The organism is Dyadobacter chenwenxiniae (genome assembly GCF_022869785.1).
Taxonomy (GTDB): Bacteria; Bacteroidota; Bacteroidia; order Cytophagales; family Spirosomataceae; genus Dyadobacter; species Dyadobacter chenwenxiniae.
In genome coordinates this window covers 2888279-2906666 of sequence record NZ_CP094997.1, presented here as the reverse complement: position 1 = coordinate 2906666, position 18388 = coordinate 2888279, and the positions used below count along the sequence as shown (strand labels likewise).

The following is an 18388-nucleotide window of genomic DNA, read 5'->3' as shown; positions in this document are numbered from 1 at the left end:
GTTTTGTCAAAATATTTAAAAAAATAGCTCAATATGAACGCTTTAAAGAAATTTCTGGGGATTCTCTGGATGCTGCTGGGGCCAGCTATCATTATATTCTTATTCATGCAGGCCAGCGAGAAAATTGGTTTGGCTGCGGAGGGAATTGCACGAACAAACACGACTTTACAATGGTCTATCATTATCCTGATTTTCATTCCTATCTGCGCCGGTCTGGTGATTTTCGGCTATTACGGCTGGAAAGGAGAGTATGAAAAATTGCCACGGAGTTCGGCTGATATATAGGAGGGAGGATTAAACTAACTTCTTCTTTTTTGGATTTGGTGCTTGTTAACATAGATTTGTCAGGATAGTTTTTATTTTTGGCGATCTCATCAGACGAGCCGATAACCATGAAAGAAGAAGTTTTTATTTTGTCCGCAGCCCGGACGCCGATTGGAAGTTTTGGAGGAAGTTTGTCGACTGTGCATGCAGCAAGACTAGGTGCAACGGCCATTCAGGGCGCTCTGGAAAGGGCAGGCGTTGCTTCTGAGCAGGTTGAGGAAGTGATCATGGGCAATGTGATTTCTGCCAATCTCGGACAAGCTCCGGCGCGGCAAGCGGCATTGTATGCGGGCTTGCCAAACAATGTAATTTGTACAACAGTCAATAAAGTTTGCGCTTCCGGGATGAAGGCTGTGGTTTTCGGTACGCAATCGATCCAGCTTGGCGATGCGGATCTGATCGTGGCGGGCGGAATGGAAAGCATGTCGCAGGTTCCTTACTATTTACCCAAGGCAAGAAATGGTTACGGATATGGCAATGGTGAAATTATCGACGGTTTGCTGAAAGATGGTTTGGTAGACGTTTACGACCAGATCGGAATGGGCTTGTGCGGCGACCGGACGGCTGAAAAATATGGTATCTCGAGAGAGGAGCAGGATGCATTTGCCATCCGCTCCTATACAAAAAGTGCGGAATCAACCGCTAATGGATCTTTTCAGAAAGAAATAATAGCGGTGGAAGTGCCTTCACCAAAAGGGGGCGATGTGACAACTGTAGCGGAGGATGAGGAATTTAAAAAAGTGAAATTTGAAAAAATTCCTGTTCTAAAACCGGCCTTTTCCAAAGAAGGAACCGTTACTGCTGCTAATGCTTCCACGATCAATGATGGCGCCTCTGCGCTGGTTATTGCCGGAAATAATTTTGTAAAAAACAACAATATTAAGCCGGTTGCACGAATCGTTGCCTATGCCGACGCGGAGCAGGAGCCAGCGTGGTTTACAACTACACCCGTTTTAGCTACACAAAAGGTTTTGAAGAAAGCTGGAATGTCCCTTTCGCAAATTGACTATTTTGAAGTTAATGAAGCATTCGCGGTTGTGGCGTTGGCTTACATTAAAATGCTGGAAATTGATATGGAGAAAGTAAATATCTTCGGCGGAGCCGTCTCGCTTGGCCATCCGCTGGGATCTTCCGGCTCGCGCATTATCACTACCTTGCTATCTGTTCTGGAACATAATAACGGACGCTATGGCCTGGCTGCGATCTGCAACGGTGGTGGTGGCGCTTCTGCTGTTATTATTGAAAGATTGTAGGAAAAGTTAGCGGATAAGGACTTTCAGGCGATTGTAAAATCCGGTGCTTTTGAATGTGAATGTTTTGTGCAGAATATAATTACTCACAAAACTGAAACCCATTCCAGTAACATAAGAGCCCATTTCTGTAAGATTAACCTGCTTTTTACCGAAAGGAAGCTTTACAATATAAATGTCCATGCCCAGCACTTCGGTCGCGAGCTTGAATGATCCCAACGTGAAAATTTTGGTTACGCCGAGTGAGATCAATGCAACAATTAGGAACTTCACCATTTCGCGGCGCGTCTGGTTGCTGCGGCGTGCGTCAAATGCAAATAATTTGGTGAGGATAAAACCTACAACAAATCCTACCAAATAAGAGAGGGTGATGGACTCGCTCCAGGTGACATCGAACCAATCCTGGATTAAACTGCTTGATATGAGTTGTATTACTGCCCCGGTGCCCGCAACAAGAAAATACGCTATTAAATCTTTGGTATTGAGAATTTTATCCTGCTTTACTGGGGCCACTTGAAAGATGGTTAATGGACTGCCGGGAACAACTAAGGCCCAATATTAGAAAGAAATTGATCCTGAAACAAAACCCGTTAGTGAATTTGAGCAAGTGGAAATAGAGGTCAATGTTATGGTTATGGCACTATTTTTGCCCTCTTTACAATTTTGAACCATGATTATGAAGAAGTTTATTACGCTTGTTTCGCTCTTATTTTGTGTTATTCCTGCCTTCTCGCAGACCCAGAAATGGGCCGTTGGATTTGAGGTCGGCGAGCCTATTGCCGTCAGTATTCGGAAATACGGTGAACGTAACGCACTGGACATCAGCATTGGAACATACATTGGTTTGTTTAAAAGCAAGGATAATTACAAAGTAAGCAATGATGATCTGGGCGGAGTAGGAGTTATGTTTAACGGGACTTATCTTTGGTATGCGCCATTGTTCAACGAGCGGATGATCGCGTATGCAGGTCCGGGCGTACAGGTAAATTCGAGAAGATATTACCCAGACCGTAATGTGAAATCAGTTTATACAACCAACATTTCAACCGGCCCCTCGGCAACAGCGGGACTTGAATTCTTCTTCTCGCAGAAACCGGCTTCTTTCTTCGTGGAAGGTGGTGGCTATGTGGAACTGATTCCAAAGTTCTTTTATTTTAATCCCAATCTAAGCATTGGTTTAAGACATAACTTTTAATAGCAAAAATCGTGAAAAAGATTTATCTGCTCTGCTGTGTGGCCGCTTTGACGGTGATCAGCTTTTCGTGTTCCCAGCAATTACAAAGGCGCTATGACCAGCGTCACGGCACGTCGTCCGGCAGCAGCGATCCTTCCGACCGTTCTTATGACAGTGATTATCGCTCAAACAGTGGCACTTACAAACGGGATTATGATCGCGTGCTGAATGATTCACAACGCAATGATTCACAAAATCCAGGTTCGCCGGGAAGCGCGGATTATAACCAGCAGCTAATTTCCCAATATCAGGAAATGGACAAGCTTGGCGAGGTGGTTTTGTATGAGCTTGACAATCTGGAAAGCCGCTATAATGTGCTCATTAATGAATACAGAACGGCCAAATCTTCGCAAAAAGGTGTTCTGGCGGATCAGCTGGATAAAGTTAGCGCTGATCAGCTGGTCCTTTACAGGGCGTACACGAACATTTACCGCAACGGTAAAACAAACTGGGTGTCAGTGAAAAGAGATGTGGAAAATGATCTTAGGTCAGTGAGGCGCGTGGCGGACCGCTAGTTAGTTACCAACCGGCGCCTTTTGTGTTTGTTTTTACCCTGCATACATAGCCGTCCACGGTCATATATAATGTAGATCCGTCATTTCCCCAGGCACAATTGGAGGTCAGTTCACCCATTTCAATTCTGCCTAACAACTTCCCGGCTGGCGTGATGATGAGCATTCCGCCGGGTCCGGATGACCAGAGATTGCCGTCCTTATCTATTTTCAAGCCGTCGGGTAAGCCTGGTTTTCCGGCTTTTCCCATCGCTGTTGCGTCGTAGACAAGCCTCCCTTTTCCAACGACATTGCCGCTTTCATCCACATTATAAGCCATAATGATGGCTTTTTCAGGATCAGATTGGGCGATGTAGAGAATTTTTCCGTCAGGAGAAAATGCAAGTCCGTTGGGCCTGGTAAGATCCGGGATTTGCAAGCTCACTTTTCCATCTTTGGCAATGCGGTAAACGCCAAACTGTTTGGTTTCTCTACTAGGATCATCTTGTTTTTTAGCCAGGCCATAAGGTGGATCCGTGAAATAATAGCTGCCGTTCGAATGTTCGGTCACATCATTGGGACTATTGAACCTTTTACCTTCAAAATGATCCGCCAGCGTTATTTTTCCACCTACTTTTAATGATACGGCCGAAATGCGCCGGTCGCCGTGCTCGCACGAGATAAGCCGTCCTTTGCTGTCGATGATCAGCCCATTGCTGCCCGGTTCGTCGCTATACGCACCGCGGCCCGTATAACCGGATGGTTCGAGGAAAACGGACAGTCCGCTTTTTTCGTCCCACTTGTAAATTTTGTTTTTTGGAACGTCAGAAAACAACAGAAAACTACTGTCTTTCACCCAGACCGGTCCTTCTGACCAGTCAAAACCGGAAGCCAGCACTTCAATTTTTGCATCTTCTGACAGCAGCTTCCGAAATGCAGGATCTTCATAAATAATCTTTCCCATGGTGGGATAAGATTTCTGGGCAAAACCAATGGAGGAAAGCAGAAAGAGGAAAGGCAGAACGGACGCGCAACGCTTCATAATTCCGAAGTTTATTGGAAAGAAAATCTGAATATGGAATAAAGAATGGGAGGCCCCGCAACCTACTGTTTAAGTTTCAGGAATGAGAAGCGAGAATAAGGCTCGAATGGGGCGCGAGCTGCATGGTTTGTAATGTGCCCGAATGCTGCGGGTCTGTGCTGAAAAGGATATGCTTGAAACCCGATTTGTCTTCCGGCATCAGAATCGGTTTGTCGTAACTGCTTAAATTATGGATGATAACCAGCGATTTATCCACATGCGGTCGAAAATAGGAGAGCATCTGATCATCTTGCAAGCAGACGCGGTGCAGGTTTGGTGCAAAAATTTGGCTTAGCGCCGGTTCTGATTTTCGCAGATTGACTAATGTTTTATAATGATTAAAAACCGAATCAGGATCTTCGGTTTGTACGGATAATGGTGTGATGGTTTCTGCTTTTGAAAATTGCGCGTCGATCCAGCTCGCAGTGCAGCTGTTTTCCGCATCACCGGACCAGATAAACGGCTCCCTGATGTAAGGGTCGGGCTTGGTGCCGAGCATGCCAATTTCTTCACCATAATAAATGTACGGCTGGCCCGGCAATGTTAGCAGAATGCTGGCGGCCAGTTTGATCTTCGCTTTATGATTTCCTGTAACGCTTGCTATGCGGTCCTGGTCGTGGTTCGTAAGCATGATCGCATCTACGAAAAGCGGATTGTATTTTTCGAAAACGGCATAACTGGCCTGTAACTTCTCAACAATGTCTTCATCCCTTTCTCCGATCAGCATGCGTTGCAATGCGAAGCTGAGATCAAAATGGAAGGTCGCGTCCAGATACCGGAAATAAGGTGCAACCTCCTCCGTTTCTGCCCAGACTTCACCCACTGTAAAGGCATCTGGCTTAATCTCCTGCACCTGTTTTGAGAAATATTGCCAGAATTCAACGCTCAAATGCTTTTCCCACTCCGGGTAAACGTGCCGGGCGGCGTCGAGGCGAAAACCGTCTACACCCACTTCCACCAGCCAGAACCGCAGGATTTTCTCCAGTTCCGAACGCAGTGCTTCGGAATGATAATTAAGATCAGGCATGCCTTTAAAAAACAGGCCATAGTATTTTTCAGGATCTTCCAGGTTCTGGTGCCAGGGATAAACCACTTGCGAATCGTCCGAAGTCTCCCTGGTAGAAATGCCTAATGCTTCAATTTGCGGCGGCGTCATCCACCAGTAAAATTCGCGGTAAGCATTCGCATGGTTTTTCCGGGCTTCCGAAAACCACGGGTGCAACGTGCTGGTGTGGTTAATGATCAGGTCGAGATAAATTTCGATGCCTCTTTTGTGTGCTTCTGTGAGTAGTTCTTTGAAGTCGTCCATTGTACCGAACTCCGGTTCAATGCCGTAATAGTCGGTCACATCGTATTTGTGATAACTGGGCGACGGGTGGATCGGCGTAAGCCAGATCGCTTCTATGCCGAGATCGGCAAGATAATCCAATTTTGAAATGATGCCATTCAAGTCACCAATCCCATCACCGTTTGAATCACAAAATGAACGGACAAAAATTTCGTAGCAAACCCTCGGAATAAATCTTGATTTATCTGCAATCATATTCGTGTCGCCTCAACAGGGCCGGCTTAGCTGATGAAATAAGGTTTCAGCAATTTATAAACAATATGCACCGGTAAGCCCATTATCGTGTAAAATGATCCTTCAATTTTCTCAACAGCAACCATGCCAATCCATTCCTGGATGCCATAGGAACCCGCTTTGTCGAAAGGTTTGTAATGCTCAATGTAACGGGTTATCTCCCACTCTTCCAACGCACTAAACGTGACTTCTGCCACGTCAGAAACCGTTTCAATGTTGTCTGCGGACAGCAAACTTACCGAGGTTATGACCGTATGCGTTTGACCAGACAACATTTGCAGCATTCTAAATGCCTCATCACGGTCCGCAGGTTTCCCCAAAATTTCGTGATTGGCAACAACAATGGTGTCTGCGGTGAGGACGATCGCATCAGGCCGAATGCCCCTGAACATTTCCGCTTTTTCTTTCGAAATGAAATCGGCGACTTGCTCAGCCGGCAAACTTGCGGGAAAACTTTCATCGGTTGGGAGCACTTCAACGGTAAAATCGAATCCGGCATCTGTAAGCAGCTGTTTTCTGCGGGGCGAATTGGAAGCGAGTATAAGTGGCTTTTGTAAAGCAATCATGTAAACAGAGATAATTATGTGCTGACCGTCAAATATTTAGAGCTGGTTACAACCAACTTCTTAAATTCTTTTCAAATTTTATTCCCGCTGGTGAACCATTCGTTTATATATAGATGTTGTAACATTAAATGTATATACATCATAAATACATTTGCAATCAGCTATGTCTATTGAAACTGATATAAAACAAAATAAATTTCGAAGCGCTTATCAGCGACTCGCATTGAACCTGATTTATACGAGCAATTGGCTGGAATATAAGCAACTCGAATTTTTTAAAGAATACGATATCACAAGCCAGCAATACAATGTGCTGAGAATCTTGCGCGGTCAGCAACTGAACCCGATCAAGGTAAGTGATATTACGGAAAGAATGCTGGATAAAAATTCTAACACTTCCCGGCTTGTCGATAAGTTGCTGGCTAAGAATCTGGCTAAACGGTCTTCTTGCCCGAATGACAGGCGGGCTGTGGATGTAGTGATTACGGAAGAGGGGCTGAAATTGCTTGACGACCTTGATCCGCATGTGGAAGAGTGGGAGGATCGCTTCAATGTGATCTCAGCGGAAGAAGCTGATCAGATCAATGCACTGCTGGACAAACTGCGGGAAGCTGAGCATTAAAATAATAAACCCACAAAAGTACATAGCCGAATAAATGAATTACCCAATAATTAAAACAATCAATTAATTTAAAAATGAAAACTACAATGAAATCCGTTAAATTTTTCCTTGCTTCTGTCGCAGTTGCTCTTTTCGTTTCAGGCGCTGTATCAGCAGACGACAAAGTTAAAAAAGCGACAAATTTGAAAGTAAACACCTCTAAAAGCGAGCTTACCTGGTTGGGCAAAAAAGTAACTGGCGAGCATACAGGCAAAATCGCCCTGAAAGAAGGAACGATCACAATGGACGGCGCGAAATTGACTGGCGGTAAGTTCGTTGCAGATCTTAACAGCATCACTTGTACCGACCTTACGGACAAAGAATACAATGCTAAACTGATCGGCCATTTGAAATCTGATGATTTCTTCGCTGTTGAAAAACACCCTACTGCAACATTTGTAGTGACAAAAGCAACACCAAAATCAACGGGCGTTTACGAAGTTACGGGTGACCTTACTATCAAAGGCATCACAAAACCTGTAACATTCCCTGTGACTGTAAAAACAACAGCAACTGGCGCGGAAGCAACTGGTAAAATCGTTGTGGACCGTTCTAAATACGACATTAAATACAACTCCAAGTCATTCTTTGAAAACCTTGGTGACAAAATGATCAACGATGATTTCAGCATCGACGTGAAGTTAGTTGCTTCAAAATAATCGACTGACATATAAATTTTCATGGCTAAGATTGTTAACCTGTCCGACCTTTTGGTTGGGCAGGTTTTTGTTTTTATGCCAATAAAATTTTAATTATTAAACGCTCTGTATTGAGGGAAATCGTCCATAAAATGGATCTGTCCGTTGACTGCCTTGAAACAATAATGGCTCATGCCATTGGTAACAGCCAGATATTGAGGTTGCAATGTGAAGTTATAGCGGCTGATCTGGGCAAAAGTGGCCTCGTTAACAGAAATAAAAGGTGCTTTACATTCAACCAAAAGAAACGGCAACGATTCGCCGGACAGGATCATAATGTCTGTTCTTTTCGCTAATGTATTGTATTGCAGGCCGGTTTCTACGGCGAAAAGTGATTTGGGATAACCGTATTCCGTGATCAGCAAATGTATAAAATGCTGCCTTACCCATTCCTCTGGCGTGAGTGAAACGAATTTCCTGCGTATAATGTCGAAGATATGCGGTTTCCCATTAACGTGCTTAACTTTGTAAGCAAACGTCGGGAGGTTCAGAGATTCCATGAACGAAGATACGCATCACACCAAATGCAGCCAATAAACCGAGTGAATTCATGACTACAAAGGAACAAATCGTCGAAAACTGGCTGCCTCGCTATACGGGCACGGCCGTTGAAGATTTCGGAAACTATATATTGCTGACCAACTTCGGGAACTACGTGACCATGTTTGCGGAGAAGTTTAATGTGGAGGTAAAAGGGCAGGGCAGGGCCATGCAAACTGCTACTGCCAAGGACATTACCATTATTAATTTCGGGATGGGAAGCCCGATGGCCGCCACGGTGATGGATCTCTTATCGGCCATCAATCCCAAAGCAGTTTTGTTCTTAGGGAAATGCGGCGGACTGAAAAAGACGCAGGTTGGGGATCTTATTTTGCCCATCGCAGCCATTCGCGGGGAAGGGACCAGTGACGATTATATGCCTTCGGAAATCCCGGCATTGCCTTCATTCCGACTTCAAAGCACAGTTTCGGCCAGCATTGCCAAGCATAAAATGGATTACTGGACCGGGACGGTTTATACCACCAACCGCAGAATTTGGGAACACGACGATAGTTTTAAAGAATATCTGCGGGACATTCGGGCCATGGCCATTGACATGGAAACGGCGACAATTTTTATTGTTGGATTTGCCAATTCCATTCCGCACGGCGCATTGCTTTTGGTGTCGGACAATCCATTGGTCCCGGAAGGTGTTAAAACAGAAGAAAGTGATAAAAAAGTGACCACAAATTACGTCAAAATGCACCTCGAAATCGGCATTGAGTCACTAACCGAGCTCGCCAGATCTGGTGCGTCGGTGAAACATTTGCGGTTTGAAAACTAATTGAGAAATGAGTGAAGCTTCCCTATACGAGCGCATTGGCGGCGACGCCGCGCTACGACAACTGACTGATAAATTTTACGATTTGGTTTTCAATCACGCGTTGATTTCCAGGCTTTTCAAAAGCGATAAAGAGGAAATAAAGGAAAAGCAGCGTCTCTTCCTGACCCAATTCTTAGGCGGTCCACAGCTCTACTCCGACATCCACGGCCACCCCATGATGCGCGCCCGCCACATGCCCCACGTCATCACCGAAGACGACGCCATCGCCTGGCTCCAATGCATGTCCGAAGCAGTGGGGGAGCTCCCAATCAGCAAGGAGTTAAAGGATGAGTTGTTTGATCGGTTTCCGAGGACGGCATTTTTCATGGTGAACCGCTAAGGATTTAGTAGCCGATTTTGCTGGTTTCAACTCGTATAGTTTCCAGAGACTCGGACCCTGTCTCATCCAATTGCGATAATTCAGGGTTCTTACTAACTCTGGTTGCGGATCAAAAACTAATTTGAGACTATCGCCAAATTCCTCCTGCTGGTTCTTATCCAATACAATATACGTCAGTGTGTCCGGGTGTACGAGCACATTATGAACGTTTTTGCCAATACTCATGGAAACGAGTTCCATATCTATCACATGCCGATCTTTATAAAAATGGGGGGTTATATTCTTTGATCCATTATTCAATGTGTAGAAAAAGAAGGAATTTGTATAGTAAACTTTGATCGGCTTATCCGGCAACTTTCGAATAAACTTGAAAATTTCAGTTGAGTTATCTCCTACACTTACTGTTGTCGCTACAAAAGCAAATGAATTTATAATCATCAATAGACCGATCAAAGGCCGGAACCTAAACCTTTGATGCTGAAAGCGATCGGATAGGAACTGCAGAGAGGAGGTGACGATGAACGGCAAATAAATGAGAATTGGGTAAACGAAGCGCGTCTCCTTGTGAGCAATTAAGGAATGGACGAGCAGAAAAGGATAAAAGACCCAGCTGACCGGGTGCTTTGGACGAACCAGCAAGAACAGCAGTACTAGCATGATCAGCGAAATATTGAGCGGAATCATCCATTTTCTCAGATCAATAGAAGTGATATAAAAATGCCACGGACTTATGCCGAAAGCAGCCGATCCGCTTTCTATAATATTGAAATTAAGGTAGTTGTAAGCAGAAAAAACCCATTTTGCATAAAGCCAGTAGTCAAGTACAACCCCCAGTAAACAAACAATTAAGAATCCGGCAAACACAACAAGCCAATCGGAAAAGCGCCGATATTGATATACCATTAGCCAGCTTGCCAGTCCGCCAATCAGAATTGCACTTTGATAACGGAATAGAAATGAAATGCCGAAAATTGCACCGGTTAAAATCAGTTTTTTCTTATCCAGAGTCTCTGGCCCAGTGGCAAACAACAAAGGAAAAATGATGGTAAATCCCAAAACAAATGAGCAGGCGCTCATGTTTTCAGACGAAAACCTGACGCCGGAAATCGGAAACATGTAAAAGAAAAAGCTCAGAAAAAAGAAAACCTTTTGTAAAAAGGGCGATGTTATTTCATTTGAAAAGGTCTTGTAAAGTCTGAGCGAGCTGTATAAAAAGATCAGAGAGCTGAATACACGGAATATAAACGCTTGATGAAACGGGTCTGTTAACCTTAGGGATTGCATAACATTAAGCATAGCGTATGCGATCGCTGGTTGTAATGATGGACGCAGAGCCGCATTGAATTCCCAGGGGAGATGATTGTTGCTGATCATTCCTCTTTTGAAATTTGCAAATTCGATGATTTGAAAATGTTCGTCGTGATGAATGCAGTACACCAAAAGGTAAGAGGAAGAAATGTAGCAACATATAATAAAAAGAAAACAGCAAGTCGTCCGCCAATTCAATATCAAGTGCGCTATTAAGGAAGGTCCCATAGAGTAGTTGCTTTGCCCGGGTGCAGTAATTTTGACCTGTCAGCAATTTATCTTTGGGTTGAGCCGGCTGAGGAAACCGATTATTAAAGGGCCTGGTTGAATTATTTGTCGGGCTGAGAATGCTTCCTATATGTTGAAAATCATAACATGCTTGCTTTCTGAATGAAAAGTTCTTGATTTGGGAACTTTTCATATCTTTGTGTCGTCAATAAAATTAAGATGGAACGCATCTTTGCTAAAAGCACACTACGAGAATACTGGGAATCGCATCCGGAAACCGAACAATATTTAAAAACCTGGTACGACACAGCTTGCAATGCTGGTTGGAAAACACCTGCGGACATTAAGCAAACTTATGCTTCCGCTAGCTTTCTTAAAGAAGGCAGGGTTGTTTTTAATGTGAAAGGCGATGCATACAGACTTGTTGTAAAGTTCAATTTTGAGAAACAATGGGCATTTGTCCGATTTATCGGAACGCATCAGGAATATGATTTAATTGACGCTAATTTGATCTGACATTATGAAACTCATTAAAACAAAGGACGATTATCAGGCAGCGCTCAAACGCATGGAAATCCTTTTCGATTCGCCCATAGGAACGCCGGAAAGTGATGAAGCGGATGTTCTTGCACTACTGATCGATGCCTATGAGCAGCAATATTATCCGATTGAAGCACCTGACCCAATCGAAGCAATCAAAATACGGATGGAGGAAATGCAGTTGAAGCAGGTTGATTTGATTGATGCAATCGGTGGCAAAAGCAGAGTTTCCGAAATTTTAAACAAAAAGAGAAAATTAAGTGTGGACATGATCCGTAATCTTGCCTCACGTCTGCATTTATCCGCCAACAGCCTCATTGGTGACTACCAGCTCACCCGATAATTTTATTCTTCAAGTCAGGCAGAACAAGAAATCTTTACCTTTGCCGCATGAATTTTAAAGAGCAGTTAATCCAGTATCCGATTCTTGAAATTGTGGCGAAGGCTGCCGCGGAGCTGGGAGTGGAGGCATATGTAATCGGTGGATTTGTAAGGGATCTGATACTCAAACGGAATAGTAAGGACATCGACATCGTTTCGATCGGAAGCGGCATTGAGCTGGCTGAAATGGTCGCCAGCCAGCTGGGACCGGATGTTTTTGTGAGCATATACAAGACTTTTGGAACAGCGCAGATCAGGCAGGGCGAGCTGGAAATCGAGTTTGTAGGCGCCCGCAAAGAATCTTACCGTGCAGAGTCGCGAAAACCGGCGGTGGAAGACGGAACGCTTAGCGACGACCAGAACCGCCGGGATTTTACGATTAATGCGATGGGCATCAGCCTCAATAAAGGAACATTAGGCGAGCTCGTAGACCCTTTTGACGGCATTAGGGATATCAGAAAAAAAATCATCCGCACGCCGCTTGAACCGGAAATTACTTTCTCCGACGATCCGCTGCGCATGATGCGCGCGATCCGGTTTGCGAGCCAGCTCAACTTTGATATCGAACCCAATACATTCGACGCGATCATTAAAATGAAAGATCGCATTGAGATTGTTTCGATGGAGCGCATTTCGGATGAATTGAACAAAATAATTCTTTCACCGACACCTTCCTACGGCTTCAAATTACTTTATCACGCAGGCATTTTACAGATCATCTTTCCTGAAATGATCGAGTTGCTGGGCGTGCAAACCATTGACGGCAAAGGACATAAGGATAACTTTTACCACACATTGCAAGTGCTGGACAATGTGTCGCAGCACACGGACGACCTCTGGCTGCGCTGGGCGGCAATCCTGCACGACATTGCCAAACCTGCTACCAAAAAGTTTGACAAACGCATTGGCTGGTCTTTCCATAACCATGAAGAAGTCGGTGCGCGTATGGTGCCGGTTATTTTCAGGCGGATGAAATTGCCTTTGAATGAGAAAATGCGTTTTGTGAAAAAGCTCGTTCGGTTGCATTTAAGACCCATTGTTTTGTCCAAAGAAGAAATAACCGACTCGGCCATGCGGCGTTTGCTGGTGGAAGCAGGCGAAGACATCGAAGCATTAATGAAGCTTTGCCGCGCTGATATCACTTCCAAAAATCCCGACAAAGTGAAGCGCTATTTGCACAATTTTGATCTGGTGGAACAGAAATTGAAAGACCTCGAAGAACGCGACAAGCTGCGCAACTTCCAACCCGTTATCACCGGCGAAATGATCATGCAGGCTTTTGGTTTAAAACCGGCGAAAGAAGTGGGCATTATCAAAGAAATCGTGCGGGAAGCAATTCTGGAAGGCATTATCCAGAACGAATTTGATCCTGCCTACGCATATATGGTGCAAGAGGGCGAAAAAATGGGCTTAACTTTACAATCATAAATCTGACTCCTCATTACAACTAAATGGAAAACAATACGCAGTTTAAACGCTTCTTTGGCGCACTTCTCACAATCTTAGGCATTTCGGTCCTGTTATTTGCCTGCATTGCATTTTTATCCGACAAGCCGGTACTAGGACTTACTGTCTCCAAATGGGAATCTGTGGTTCCGTTTTTGGTCGGAACGGTTTTCTTGCTTACGGGCGTGAACCTGGTTAAAGGCTGACGGAGCGAATCAATGTTGCCCCAACTGTACATTCCAGGCATTTCCGGAATGTACAGTAATGATTATACCATTCAATAAGCGCCTGTGAATCAGCGGCAGTTGTCACTTTCATTCCTAACATTTCCCATTCCCTCGTGATGCGGTTCTTTTCCGCGCCGATTTCGGATAGCCAGTAAATTGCTTTTTCCAGCAGTTCCGGTTGTTGCCTATGCTTGGCATAACCGACCAAAAGGGGCACAGCACCATTGATAATAAGCAGATTAACAGAGTCTTTTCCCAGAAATGGCACTTTCCCTTTTGATTTTTTCTCAAATAGATAATGATCCTGCCAGTAATCAGACTGTTCAGTATGAAACATGGCCTGCAAAGATGAAAAGGCAGAAGTGGAAATAATTTCAGAAAACAAACTGCCGTTTTTGTGTATCAGCCGCGCAAATTGAGCGAGGCGCACGGTAGGAAACCCTGCTGGCCGCATGCGCAGGTTTTTCCATTCGTGACCATTCATCTGCTGAGTTTTTAATCCGTATTTGGCACTCAAAAACTGATATTCCGTTCGCAGCTGGCGGATGTAAAAATCGTTGGATTCGATTGGGATAAGTCCTGCACAGCCAAAAAGCAATGCTTCAATCTGGGATAATTTGTCGCGGTGTTTCCGGATAATTTTCCAGGTTACAATTTCAGTCAGGCGTGTGAATGGTGCATCATTTAATTTGAATCCAAAGTTCCTTGCGAGCCACTGGTAGGCGGTTTCTTCCCAGTCGTTGTTGTTTCTGGCCAGTAACTCCATCACCAGGCTGGCCTTTTTGTCCAACCTTTCGAGTAAAGTCCGGTCAAGCATCCCGTATTTTTGAATTTCATTGACCTGCGCGAACATGGGCGCACAGGGAATCGTCTCGGTTTCGTCCTGCAACTGGGTATACCGCTCCAAAACGGACTTTTTTACAATTCCTTTCAATGTGAGTGTAGGCAGTAAAGTGCCATCACGCCTTACAACCGGCCGGTCATTTTCCCAAACCACATGCAGGATTACCGTTTCATAAGCAGGGTCCGTTTCGTGGTCATGTAAATACCAATCCGATGATTTTACATGGATTTCGATACTGCCGATCCACTGAAATTCGCCGATCACAACGCGTGCTTCGGAAAAGTCCGGGCCGGAATTGCCGTTCCTATGGCCTGTTCGGATAATGGAAAGCTGGCTGCCTTCATCGGTGTATAATGCTTCCGCAGCGAAATATTGGAATCGCCATATAAAACTCAGGATATCTTCATTCATAGCATTTGGAATTAGCGTGTGCCGAAATATTTAAGGGAATGGTCTTTATTTTCTTTGTCTTAACCTGATTAGTTTCTGTTCTTTGTACGCTGATTTTTTGGTTTGGTCACAGGTTTTAGAAGTAAAAAAGTTTTATGCTCCGCCGTTTGCAATTTATTGCGCTAAGAATGCTCATCGTTTTTTTCGTTGTTTCAATCGTTTGGGTGCTGGTTTTGAAGTTCTTACCTGTTTGGGTCACGCCATTTATGCTGTCAAGAAAAGTGGAAGCTTTCAGGGCAGATGAGGATACTGAAATCCATCACGACTGGGAGCCTTACGAAAACATTTCAAAGGAAGTAGCGCTGGCCGTTGTTGCATCCGAGGACCAGAATTTTCCCAACCACTGGGGATTTGACTTTGATCAGATTTATAATGCTGTGACCGAAAAGCGGAAACGGGTGCGCGGGGCTAGTACAATCTCGCAGCAAGTCGCCAAAAATGTTTTCCTATGGCATGGCAGAAGCTTCATCAGAAAGGGTTTAGAAGCTTATTTCACCGTTTTAATTGAATTGATCTGGGACAAGGAGCGCATTCTGGAAGTATATTTGAATGTAGCCGAAATGGGAAAAATGACATTCGGGGTTCAAGCAGCCTCATTAAGATACTACGATAAATCCGCCAAAAAGCTCTCCCGCTTCGAAGCCGCCCGCATCGCCGCTGTGCTCCCAAACCCAGTGCGGTTCTCGATCAAAAATCCATCGGGCTACGTCCAAAAGCGGACAGGCCAGATTGTAAGGCAAATGCGGTATCTGGGTGGGCAGAAGTACATTGCGGATTTGTGAGGCGAGTGCATCCGTAAAATCTACGATCTGGAACAAATAAAATGACCTGTCATAAATGGCAGGTCATTGGTCTATAACTTGGTTACGTTATCCGAGGATAAGAGGCTTTTCCAAGCATCGCACACAAAAATATTTATATTTGGCGAACAAAAAAAGCGCAAATGCATTTTGATAATTTCACACTATATTTTTCAGAGCCGAGAGTAAGCAGATTTTTACAAGCGAGTCAAGGTTCACCCATATCCCCTCAAAGCCTTTACAAAGGCAATTTGAAAGTCTCTCAGGCCTTCCATCCACTTCTGGGAATATTGGAGGTTGTGCTACGCAACCGACTTAATGATGTTATCTCCGAGCATTTTCTCGACACTAGTTGGATAACTAATCAGCGAAAAGGATTTATGTCTGACCCGATTTTAACTTTTCTTTACAAGAAGACAGGTCTGCGAAAAACGAATGACTTTCTAATTAGGGAGGTTACTAGTGCTGAAAAACGGATAATAAAGTCGGGAACCAGTGTTACAACTGGAAAGATCATTGCAGAGCTGCCGTTTGGCTTTTGGACAGATTTATTCGAGGTAAATCATTATAAATTACTTCAAGGAACACCTATTCAAATATTTCAAGTTTTACCCGCAGGCTATGGCCGTAAGGACGTGAAAGATACGCTTGATGTTATCCGAAGGTTCAGAAATCGAATTAATCATAACGAGCCGATCTGTTTTGAAGGATTTAAAATTGACTTTAACAACGCACTAAACGTTCATTTAGCGATTGTCAGTGTATTAAATTGGATTGATCCTGACTTGGTTAAATTCATTTCAGACCTTGATCAAGTTGAGTGGACCATTGATTTAGTCCGAAGCTTGGCATGAACTTCCGTACGACCCATTCAACTATTCCCCCGCCTTTTCTCTTTCAAAAACTTATAAGTCCGGTGCCTTGCTAATGATGGGTCGAGTTTTTCGAAAATGCCCAGGTTTTTGAAGGCATACCAGTTGACTTTCAGGAGATAAAGGCTTACGAATGAGCTTAGGTTGTTTTGGATGAATGTGCTGGTTTTGATTTGGAGGTCCAGGCGTTCGATGGCTTGCCGACCACGCCAATAATCAATGCTGTCGGCCTGGGCTTTGTTTCTGGCGCGTCCTTCGCCGGCGGTGTAGATGAGCAAGCGGTCGTCGGAAGGTTTTTGAATGTTGTTCCAAAACACCTGCCATTCTTCGTTGCTTTTTGAATTGCTTGCGACTGATTTGGAAAGATCCGTCGTATCAAGCTGGATCTTGACGCCGTTTTCCAGAAAAAAATAAAGGGAGCCTTTCAATTGCGAAACCTGCATTTGGTACAAATTCGGAACAAGATCCTTTTCCATTTGCAAGTTAATGCTGTCCTGGCCTAGTTTAATTGAATGTACGGTTGCTGCAAAACCCTTTTCACGGGTTAGCAAGATCGCTTTCCGGCCTTTCAGTCCATCGGGGTTGACGATTTTTATCTTGATAAGCTGACCAAAAGCAGGGGGGAAGAGGAAAGAAAGTGCAACAAGTCGGAGCAGCAATTTGGTCATTTTTAGGAACATTAGGCGGTAATGGCGCTCGAACAGTCCGCTTTTGTCTTTCGGCGGTCGGCTTCTGGCAGGTAAATTAGTGAAAAAATCAAAATTATTTGCCAGAAGCCGACCGCTGAAAGGCACTCCTTATTTTATTTCAACCTTGATTAAAACAGGCTGGTGATCAGACGGATAACGTTGTTCTCTGGCATCCGTTAAAACGCCGTATTTCAAAACATCAATATTCTTGCTGACAAAAATATAATCGATGCGCTTGTCCATCGGCGCGTCGAATTTGAAGCTGTTGAATGTTCCTTCCGGGCCATATGGAGGCTGTTTTGTTACCTCATGGGAGTCGTTCAGCAAACCTTGGATCGTCTTGATCTGCTCCGTGTCCGGTGTGGAATTGAAGTCTCCGGTTAAGATCACGGTTGATTTACCAGCGATCTCGCTGATTTTCTTGACCATCAAATGTCCCGATTGCCTGCGCGCCTCAACGCCCTGGTGATCAAAGTGAACATTGAAAAAATAGAACTCCTTTTTGCTTAACAAATCCTGAAACTTTACCCAGGAAGCGATTCTGTTGCAGCAGGTTGCGTCCCAGCCTTTGCCTGGTTTGTCCGGCGTTTCGCTCATCCAGAAATCGCCCGATTGCAATGCTTTGAAGCGGTCTTTTTTATAGAAAATAGCCGAATGCTCGCCACCTTCCTTTCCATCGTCGCGGCCTTTTCCATAAAATGTAAATTCTGTCAGTTCAGCCACGTCTTTCAATTGACCTATCAGTGCTTCTTGCACACCGAAGATGTCAAATTCGTGAAAGCGGATCAGGCCTTTTACATTCTCTTTGCGGTTTGGCCACGCATTTACACCATCATTCGCGGTGTTGTAACGCACATTATAGGAAGCAACATTGATTGTGTTTTTTTGTGCAAATGTGCTTTGCGACAATGCAAACAAAAAGGAAAGGGCTAGGGCGATTTTTTTCATTTAAGCTTATTAATTGTAAATATTAGGCAAAGTTAAGCGGCTTGCCGGTTATTGATATTTCGGAT

General features: G+C 44.3%; 23 protein-coding genes. 14 read left to right on the top strand and 9 right to left on the bottom strand.

The window, feature by feature from the left end; translation table 11 throughout:
- Positions 1–33 precede the first annotated feature (33 nt).
- Positions 34–285, top strand: coding sequence for a DUF6814 family protein (locus tag MUK70_RS12315; protein WP_234607495.1), 252 nt, complete (start codon positions 34–36; stop codon positions 283–285).
- 107 nt (positions 286–392) lie between these two features.
- Entirely contained in the window at positions 393–1577 is a 1185-nt protein-coding gene (locus tag MUK70_RS12310) for an acetyl-CoA C-acyltransferase (RefSeq protein WP_234652450.1), read from the top strand.
- A gap of 6 nt (positions 1578–1583) precedes the next feature.
- Here MUK70_RS12310 and MUK70_RS12305 read toward each other — a convergent pair whose 3' ends face one another.
- On the bottom strand, positions 1584–2087 hold the full coding sequence (locus tag MUK70_RS12305; protein ID WP_234607493.1) for a GtrA family protein: 504 nt from the start codon (positions 2085–2087) through the stop codon (positions 1584–1586).
- Between the two features lie 163 nt (positions 2088–2250).
- Here MUK70_RS12305 and MUK70_RS12300 point away from each other — a divergent pair, with 163 nt between their 5' ends.
- Both MUK70_RS12300 and MUK70_RS12295 read left to right on the top strand, forming a co-directional pair.
- The gene (locus MUK70_RS12300) at positions 2251–2769 is read left to right on the top strand and encodes a hypothetical protein (protein ID WP_234607492.1); all 519 of its coding nucleotides are present in this window, start codon (positions 2251–2253) and stop codon (positions 2767–2769) included.
- A gap of 11 nt (positions 2770–2780) precedes the next feature.
- On the top strand, positions 2781–3323 hold the full coding sequence (locus tag MUK70_RS12295) for a hypothetical protein (protein WP_234652448.1): 543 nt from the start codon (positions 2781–2783) through the stop codon (positions 3321–3323).
- A gap of 4 nt (positions 3324–3327) precedes the next feature.
- Here the strand turns inward: MUK70_RS12295 and MUK70_RS12290 are convergent, their stop codons facing one another.
- The 3 genes from MUK70_RS12290 to MUK70_RS12280 form a co-directional block, all read right to left on the bottom strand.
- On the bottom strand, positions 3328–4341 hold the full coding sequence (locus MUK70_RS12290) for an SMP-30/gluconolactonase/LRE family protein (protein WP_234652446.1): 1014 nt from the start codon (positions 4339–4341) through the stop codon (positions 3328–3330).
- A gap of 76 nt (positions 4342–4417) precedes the next feature.
- Complete coding sequence (locus MUK70_RS12285) at positions 4418–5923, bottom strand: alpha-amylase family glycosyl hydrolase (protein WP_234652444.1); 1506 nt, start codon at positions 5921–5923, stop codon at positions 4418–4420.
- Positions 5924–5949: 26 nt separating this feature from the next.
- Entirely contained in the window at positions 5950–6528 is a 579-nt protein-coding gene (locus MUK70_RS12280) for a Maf family nucleotide pyrophosphatase (RefSeq protein WP_234652442.1), read from the bottom strand.
- 163 nt (positions 6529–6691) lie between these two features.
- On the opposite strand from MUK70_RS12280, the gene MUK70_RS12275 reads away from it, so the two are divergent.
- A complete protein-coding gene (locus MUK70_RS12275; protein ID WP_234607487.1) occupies positions 6692–7150 on the top strand; it encodes a MarR family winged helix-turn-helix transcriptional regulator in 459 nt (152 codons plus the stop codon).
- Between the two features lie 86 nt (positions 7151–7236).
- On the top strand, positions 7237–7848 hold the full coding sequence (locus MUK70_RS12270) for a YceI family protein (RefSeq protein ID WP_234652440.1): 612 nt from the start codon (positions 7237–7239) through the stop codon (positions 7846–7848).
- Between the two features lie 89 nt (positions 7849–7937).
- On the opposite strand, the gene MUK70_RS12265 is transcribed toward MUK70_RS12270, so the two are convergent.
- A complete protein-coding gene (locus MUK70_RS12265; RefSeq protein ID WP_234607485.1) occupies positions 7938–8387 on the bottom strand; it encodes a type I restriction enzyme HsdR N-terminal domain-containing protein in 450 nt (149 codons plus the stop codon).
- 50 nt (positions 8388–8437) lie between these two features.
- Between MUK70_RS12265 and MUK70_RS12260 the strand changes: the two genes are divergently transcribed.
- Together MUK70_RS12260 and MUK70_RS12255 are read left to right on the top strand one after the other, a co-directional pair.
- Positions 8438–9211: an AMP nucleosidase gene (locus MUK70_RS12260; protein WP_082212807.1), complete on the top strand. Its 774-nt coding sequence runs from the start codon at positions 8438–8440 to the stop codon at positions 9209–9211.
- A gap of 7 nt (positions 9212–9218) precedes the next feature.
- Positions 9219–9590 carry a globin domain-containing protein gene (locus tag MUK70_RS12255; RefSeq protein WP_234607484.1) on the top strand — a complete coding sequence of 124 codons (372 nt, stop codon included), beginning with the start codon at positions 9219–9221 and terminating at the stop codon, positions 9588–9590.
- Here the strand turns inward: MUK70_RS12255 and MUK70_RS12250 are convergent.
- Complete coding sequence (locus MUK70_RS12250; RefSeq protein WP_234652438.1) at positions 9531–11126, bottom strand: glycosyltransferase family protein; 1596 nt, start codon at positions 11124–11126, stop codon at positions 9531–9533. The genes MUK70_RS12255 and MUK70_RS12250 overlap by 60 nt on opposite strands.
- Before the next feature lie 219 nt (positions 11127–11345).
- Here MUK70_RS12250 and MUK70_RS12245 point away from each other — a divergent pair, with 219 nt between their 5' ends.
- Genes MUK70_RS12245 through MUK70_RS12230 form a run of 4 tightly spaced genes read left to right on the top strand, consistent with a single transcriptional unit; the run spans position 11346 to position 13699 of the window.
- The gene (locus tag MUK70_RS12245; RefSeq protein ID WP_234652436.1) at positions 11346–11642 is read left to right on the top strand and encodes a type II toxin-antitoxin system HigB family toxin; all 297 of its coding nucleotides are present in this window, start codon (positions 11346–11348) and stop codon (positions 11640–11642) included.
- A gap of 4 nt (positions 11643–11646) precedes the next feature.
- A complete protein-coding gene (locus MUK70_RS12240; RefSeq protein ID WP_234652434.1) occupies positions 11647–12009 on the top strand; it encodes a helix-turn-helix domain-containing protein in 363 nt (120 codons plus the stop codon).
- Between the two features lie 47 nt (positions 12010–12056).
- Positions 12057–13475, top strand: a complete 1419-nt coding sequence (locus MUK70_RS12235) for a CCA tRNA nucleotidyltransferase (RefSeq protein ID WP_234652421.1) — start codon at positions 12057–12059, stop codon at positions 13473–13475.
- A gap of 23 nt (positions 13476–13498) precedes the next feature.
- Positions 13499–13699 (top strand): hypothetical protein, encoded by a 201-nt coding sequence (locus MUK70_RS12230; protein WP_026630003.1) that lies wholly within the window; start codon positions 13499–13501, stop codon positions 13697–13699.
- Here the strand turns inward: MUK70_RS12230 and MUK70_RS12225 are convergent.
- Positions 13689–14975: a DUF2851 family protein gene (locus MUK70_RS12225; RefSeq protein WP_234652419.1), complete on the bottom strand. Its 1287-nt coding sequence runs from the start codon at positions 14973–14975 to the stop codon at positions 13689–13691. The two genes, MUK70_RS12230 and MUK70_RS12225, sit on opposite strands and share 11 nt — an antisense overlap.
- A gap of 134 nt (positions 14976–15109) precedes the next feature.
- Here MUK70_RS12225 and mtgA point away from each other — a divergent pair, with 134 nt between their 5' ends.
- Together mtgA and MUK70_RS12215 are read left to right on the top strand one after the other, a co-directional pair.
- Positions 15110–15796 (top strand): monofunctional biosynthetic peptidoglycan transglycosylase, encoded by a 687-nt coding sequence (mtgA, locus tag MUK70_RS12220; protein WP_234652408.1) that lies wholly within the window; start codon positions 15110–15112, stop codon positions 15794–15796.
- Between the two features lie 161 nt (positions 15797–15957).
- The gene (locus MUK70_RS12215) at positions 15958–16668 is read left to right on the top strand and encodes a hypothetical protein (protein ID WP_234652407.1); all 711 of its coding nucleotides are present in this window, start codon (positions 15958–15960) and stop codon (positions 16666–16668) included.
- A gap of 17 nt (positions 16669–16685) precedes the next feature.
- On the opposite strand, the gene MUK70_RS12210 is transcribed toward MUK70_RS12215, so the two are convergent.
- The gene (locus MUK70_RS12210) at positions 16686–17354 is read right to left on the bottom strand and encodes a DUF4369 domain-containing protein (protein ID WP_234652405.1); all 669 of its coding nucleotides are present in this window, start codon (positions 17352–17354) and stop codon (positions 16686–16688) included.
- 129 nt (positions 17355–17483) lie between these two features.
- A complete protein-coding gene (locus tag MUK70_RS12205) occupies positions 17484–18323 on the bottom strand; it encodes an endonuclease/exonuclease/phosphatase family protein (protein WP_234652403.1) in 840 nt (279 codons plus the stop codon).
- Between the last annotated feature and the right edge of the window lie 65 nt (positions 18324–18388).

Excerpts from the sequence above, each read along its gene's own strand:
- MUK70_RS12310 (WP_234652450.1), top strand. The coding sequence starts at position 393 with ATGAAAGAAGAAGTTTTTATTTTGTCCGCAGCCCGGACGCCGATTGGA.
- MUK70_RS12265 (WP_234607485.1), bottom strand. The coding sequence starts at position 8,387 with ATGGAATCTCTGAACCTCCCGACGTTTGCTTACAAAGTTAAGCACGTT.
- MUK70_RS12235 (WP_234652421.1), top strand. The coding sequence starts at position 12,057 with ATGAATTTTAAAGAGCAGTTAATCCAGTATCCGATTCTTGAAATTGTG.
- MUK70_RS12245 (WP_234652436.1), top strand. The coding sequence starts at position 11,346 with ATGGAACGCATCTTTGCTAAAAGCACACTACGAGAATACTGGGAATCG.
- MUK70_RS12215 (WP_234652407.1), top strand. The coding sequence starts at position 15,958 with ATGCATTTTGATAATTTCACACTATATTTTTCAGAGCCGAGAGTAAGC.
- MUK70_RS12255 (WP_234607484.1), top strand. The coding sequence starts at position 9,219 with ATGAGTGAAGCTTCCCTATACGAGCGCATTGGCGGCGACGCCGCGCTA.
- MUK70_RS12275 (WP_234607487.1), top strand. The coding sequence starts at position 6,692 with ATGTCTATTGAAACTGATATAAAACAAAATAAATTTCGAAGCGCTTAT.
- mtgA (WP_234652408.1), top strand. The coding sequence starts at position 15,110 with ATGCTCCGCCGTTTGCAATTTATTGCGCTAAGAATGCTCATCGTTTTT.
- MUK70_RS12250 (WP_234652438.1), bottom strand. The coding sequence starts at position 11,126 with ATGGGACCTTCCTTAATAGCGCACTTGATATTGAATTGGCGGACGACT.
- MUK70_RS12205 (WP_234652403.1), bottom strand. The coding sequence starts at position 18,323 with ATGAAAAAAATCGCCCTAGCCCTTTCCTTTTTGTTTGCATTGTCGCAA.
- MUK70_RS12270 (WP_234652440.1), top strand. The coding sequence starts at position 7,237 with ATGAAATCCGTTAAATTTTTCCTTGCTTCTGTCGCAGTTGCTCTTTTC.
- MUK70_RS12285 (WP_234652444.1), bottom strand. The coding sequence starts at position 5,923 with ATGATTGCAGATAAATCAAGATTTATTCCGAGGGTTTGCTACGAAATT.
- MUK70_RS12315 (WP_234607495.1), top strand. The coding sequence starts at position 34 with ATGAACGCTTTAAAGAAATTTCTGGGGATTCTCTGGATGCTGCTGGGG.
- MUK70_RS12260 (WP_082212807.1), top strand. The coding sequence starts at position 8,438 with ATGACTACAAAGGAACAAATCGTCGAAAACTGGCTGCCTCGCTATACG.
- MUK70_RS12240 (WP_234652434.1), top strand. The coding sequence starts at position 11,647 with ATGAAACTCATTAAAACAAAGGACGATTATCAGGCAGCGCTCAAACGC.
- MUK70_RS12300 (WP_234607492.1), top strand. The coding sequence starts at position 2,251 with ATGAAGAAGTTTATTACGCTTGTTTCGCTCTTATTTTGTGTTATTCCT.
- MUK70_RS12280 (WP_234652442.1), bottom strand. The coding sequence starts at position 6,528 with ATGATTGCTTTACAAAAGCCACTTATACTCGCTTCCAATTCGCCCCGC.
- MUK70_RS12210 (WP_234652405.1), bottom strand. The coding sequence starts at position 17,354 with ATGACCAAATTGCTGCTCCGACTTGTTGCACTTTCTTTCCTCTTCCCC.
- MUK70_RS12290 (WP_234652446.1), bottom strand. The coding sequence starts at position 4,341 with ATGAAGCGTTGCGCGTCCGTTCTGCCTTTCCTCTTTCTGCTTTCCTCC.
- MUK70_RS12230 (WP_026630003.1), top strand. The coding sequence starts at position 13,499 with ATGGAAAACAATACGCAGTTTAAACGCTTCTTTGGCGCACTTCTCACA.
- MUK70_RS12225 (WP_234652419.1), bottom strand. The coding sequence starts at position 14,975 with ATGAATGAAGATATCCTGAGTTTTATATGGCGATTCCAATATTTCGCT.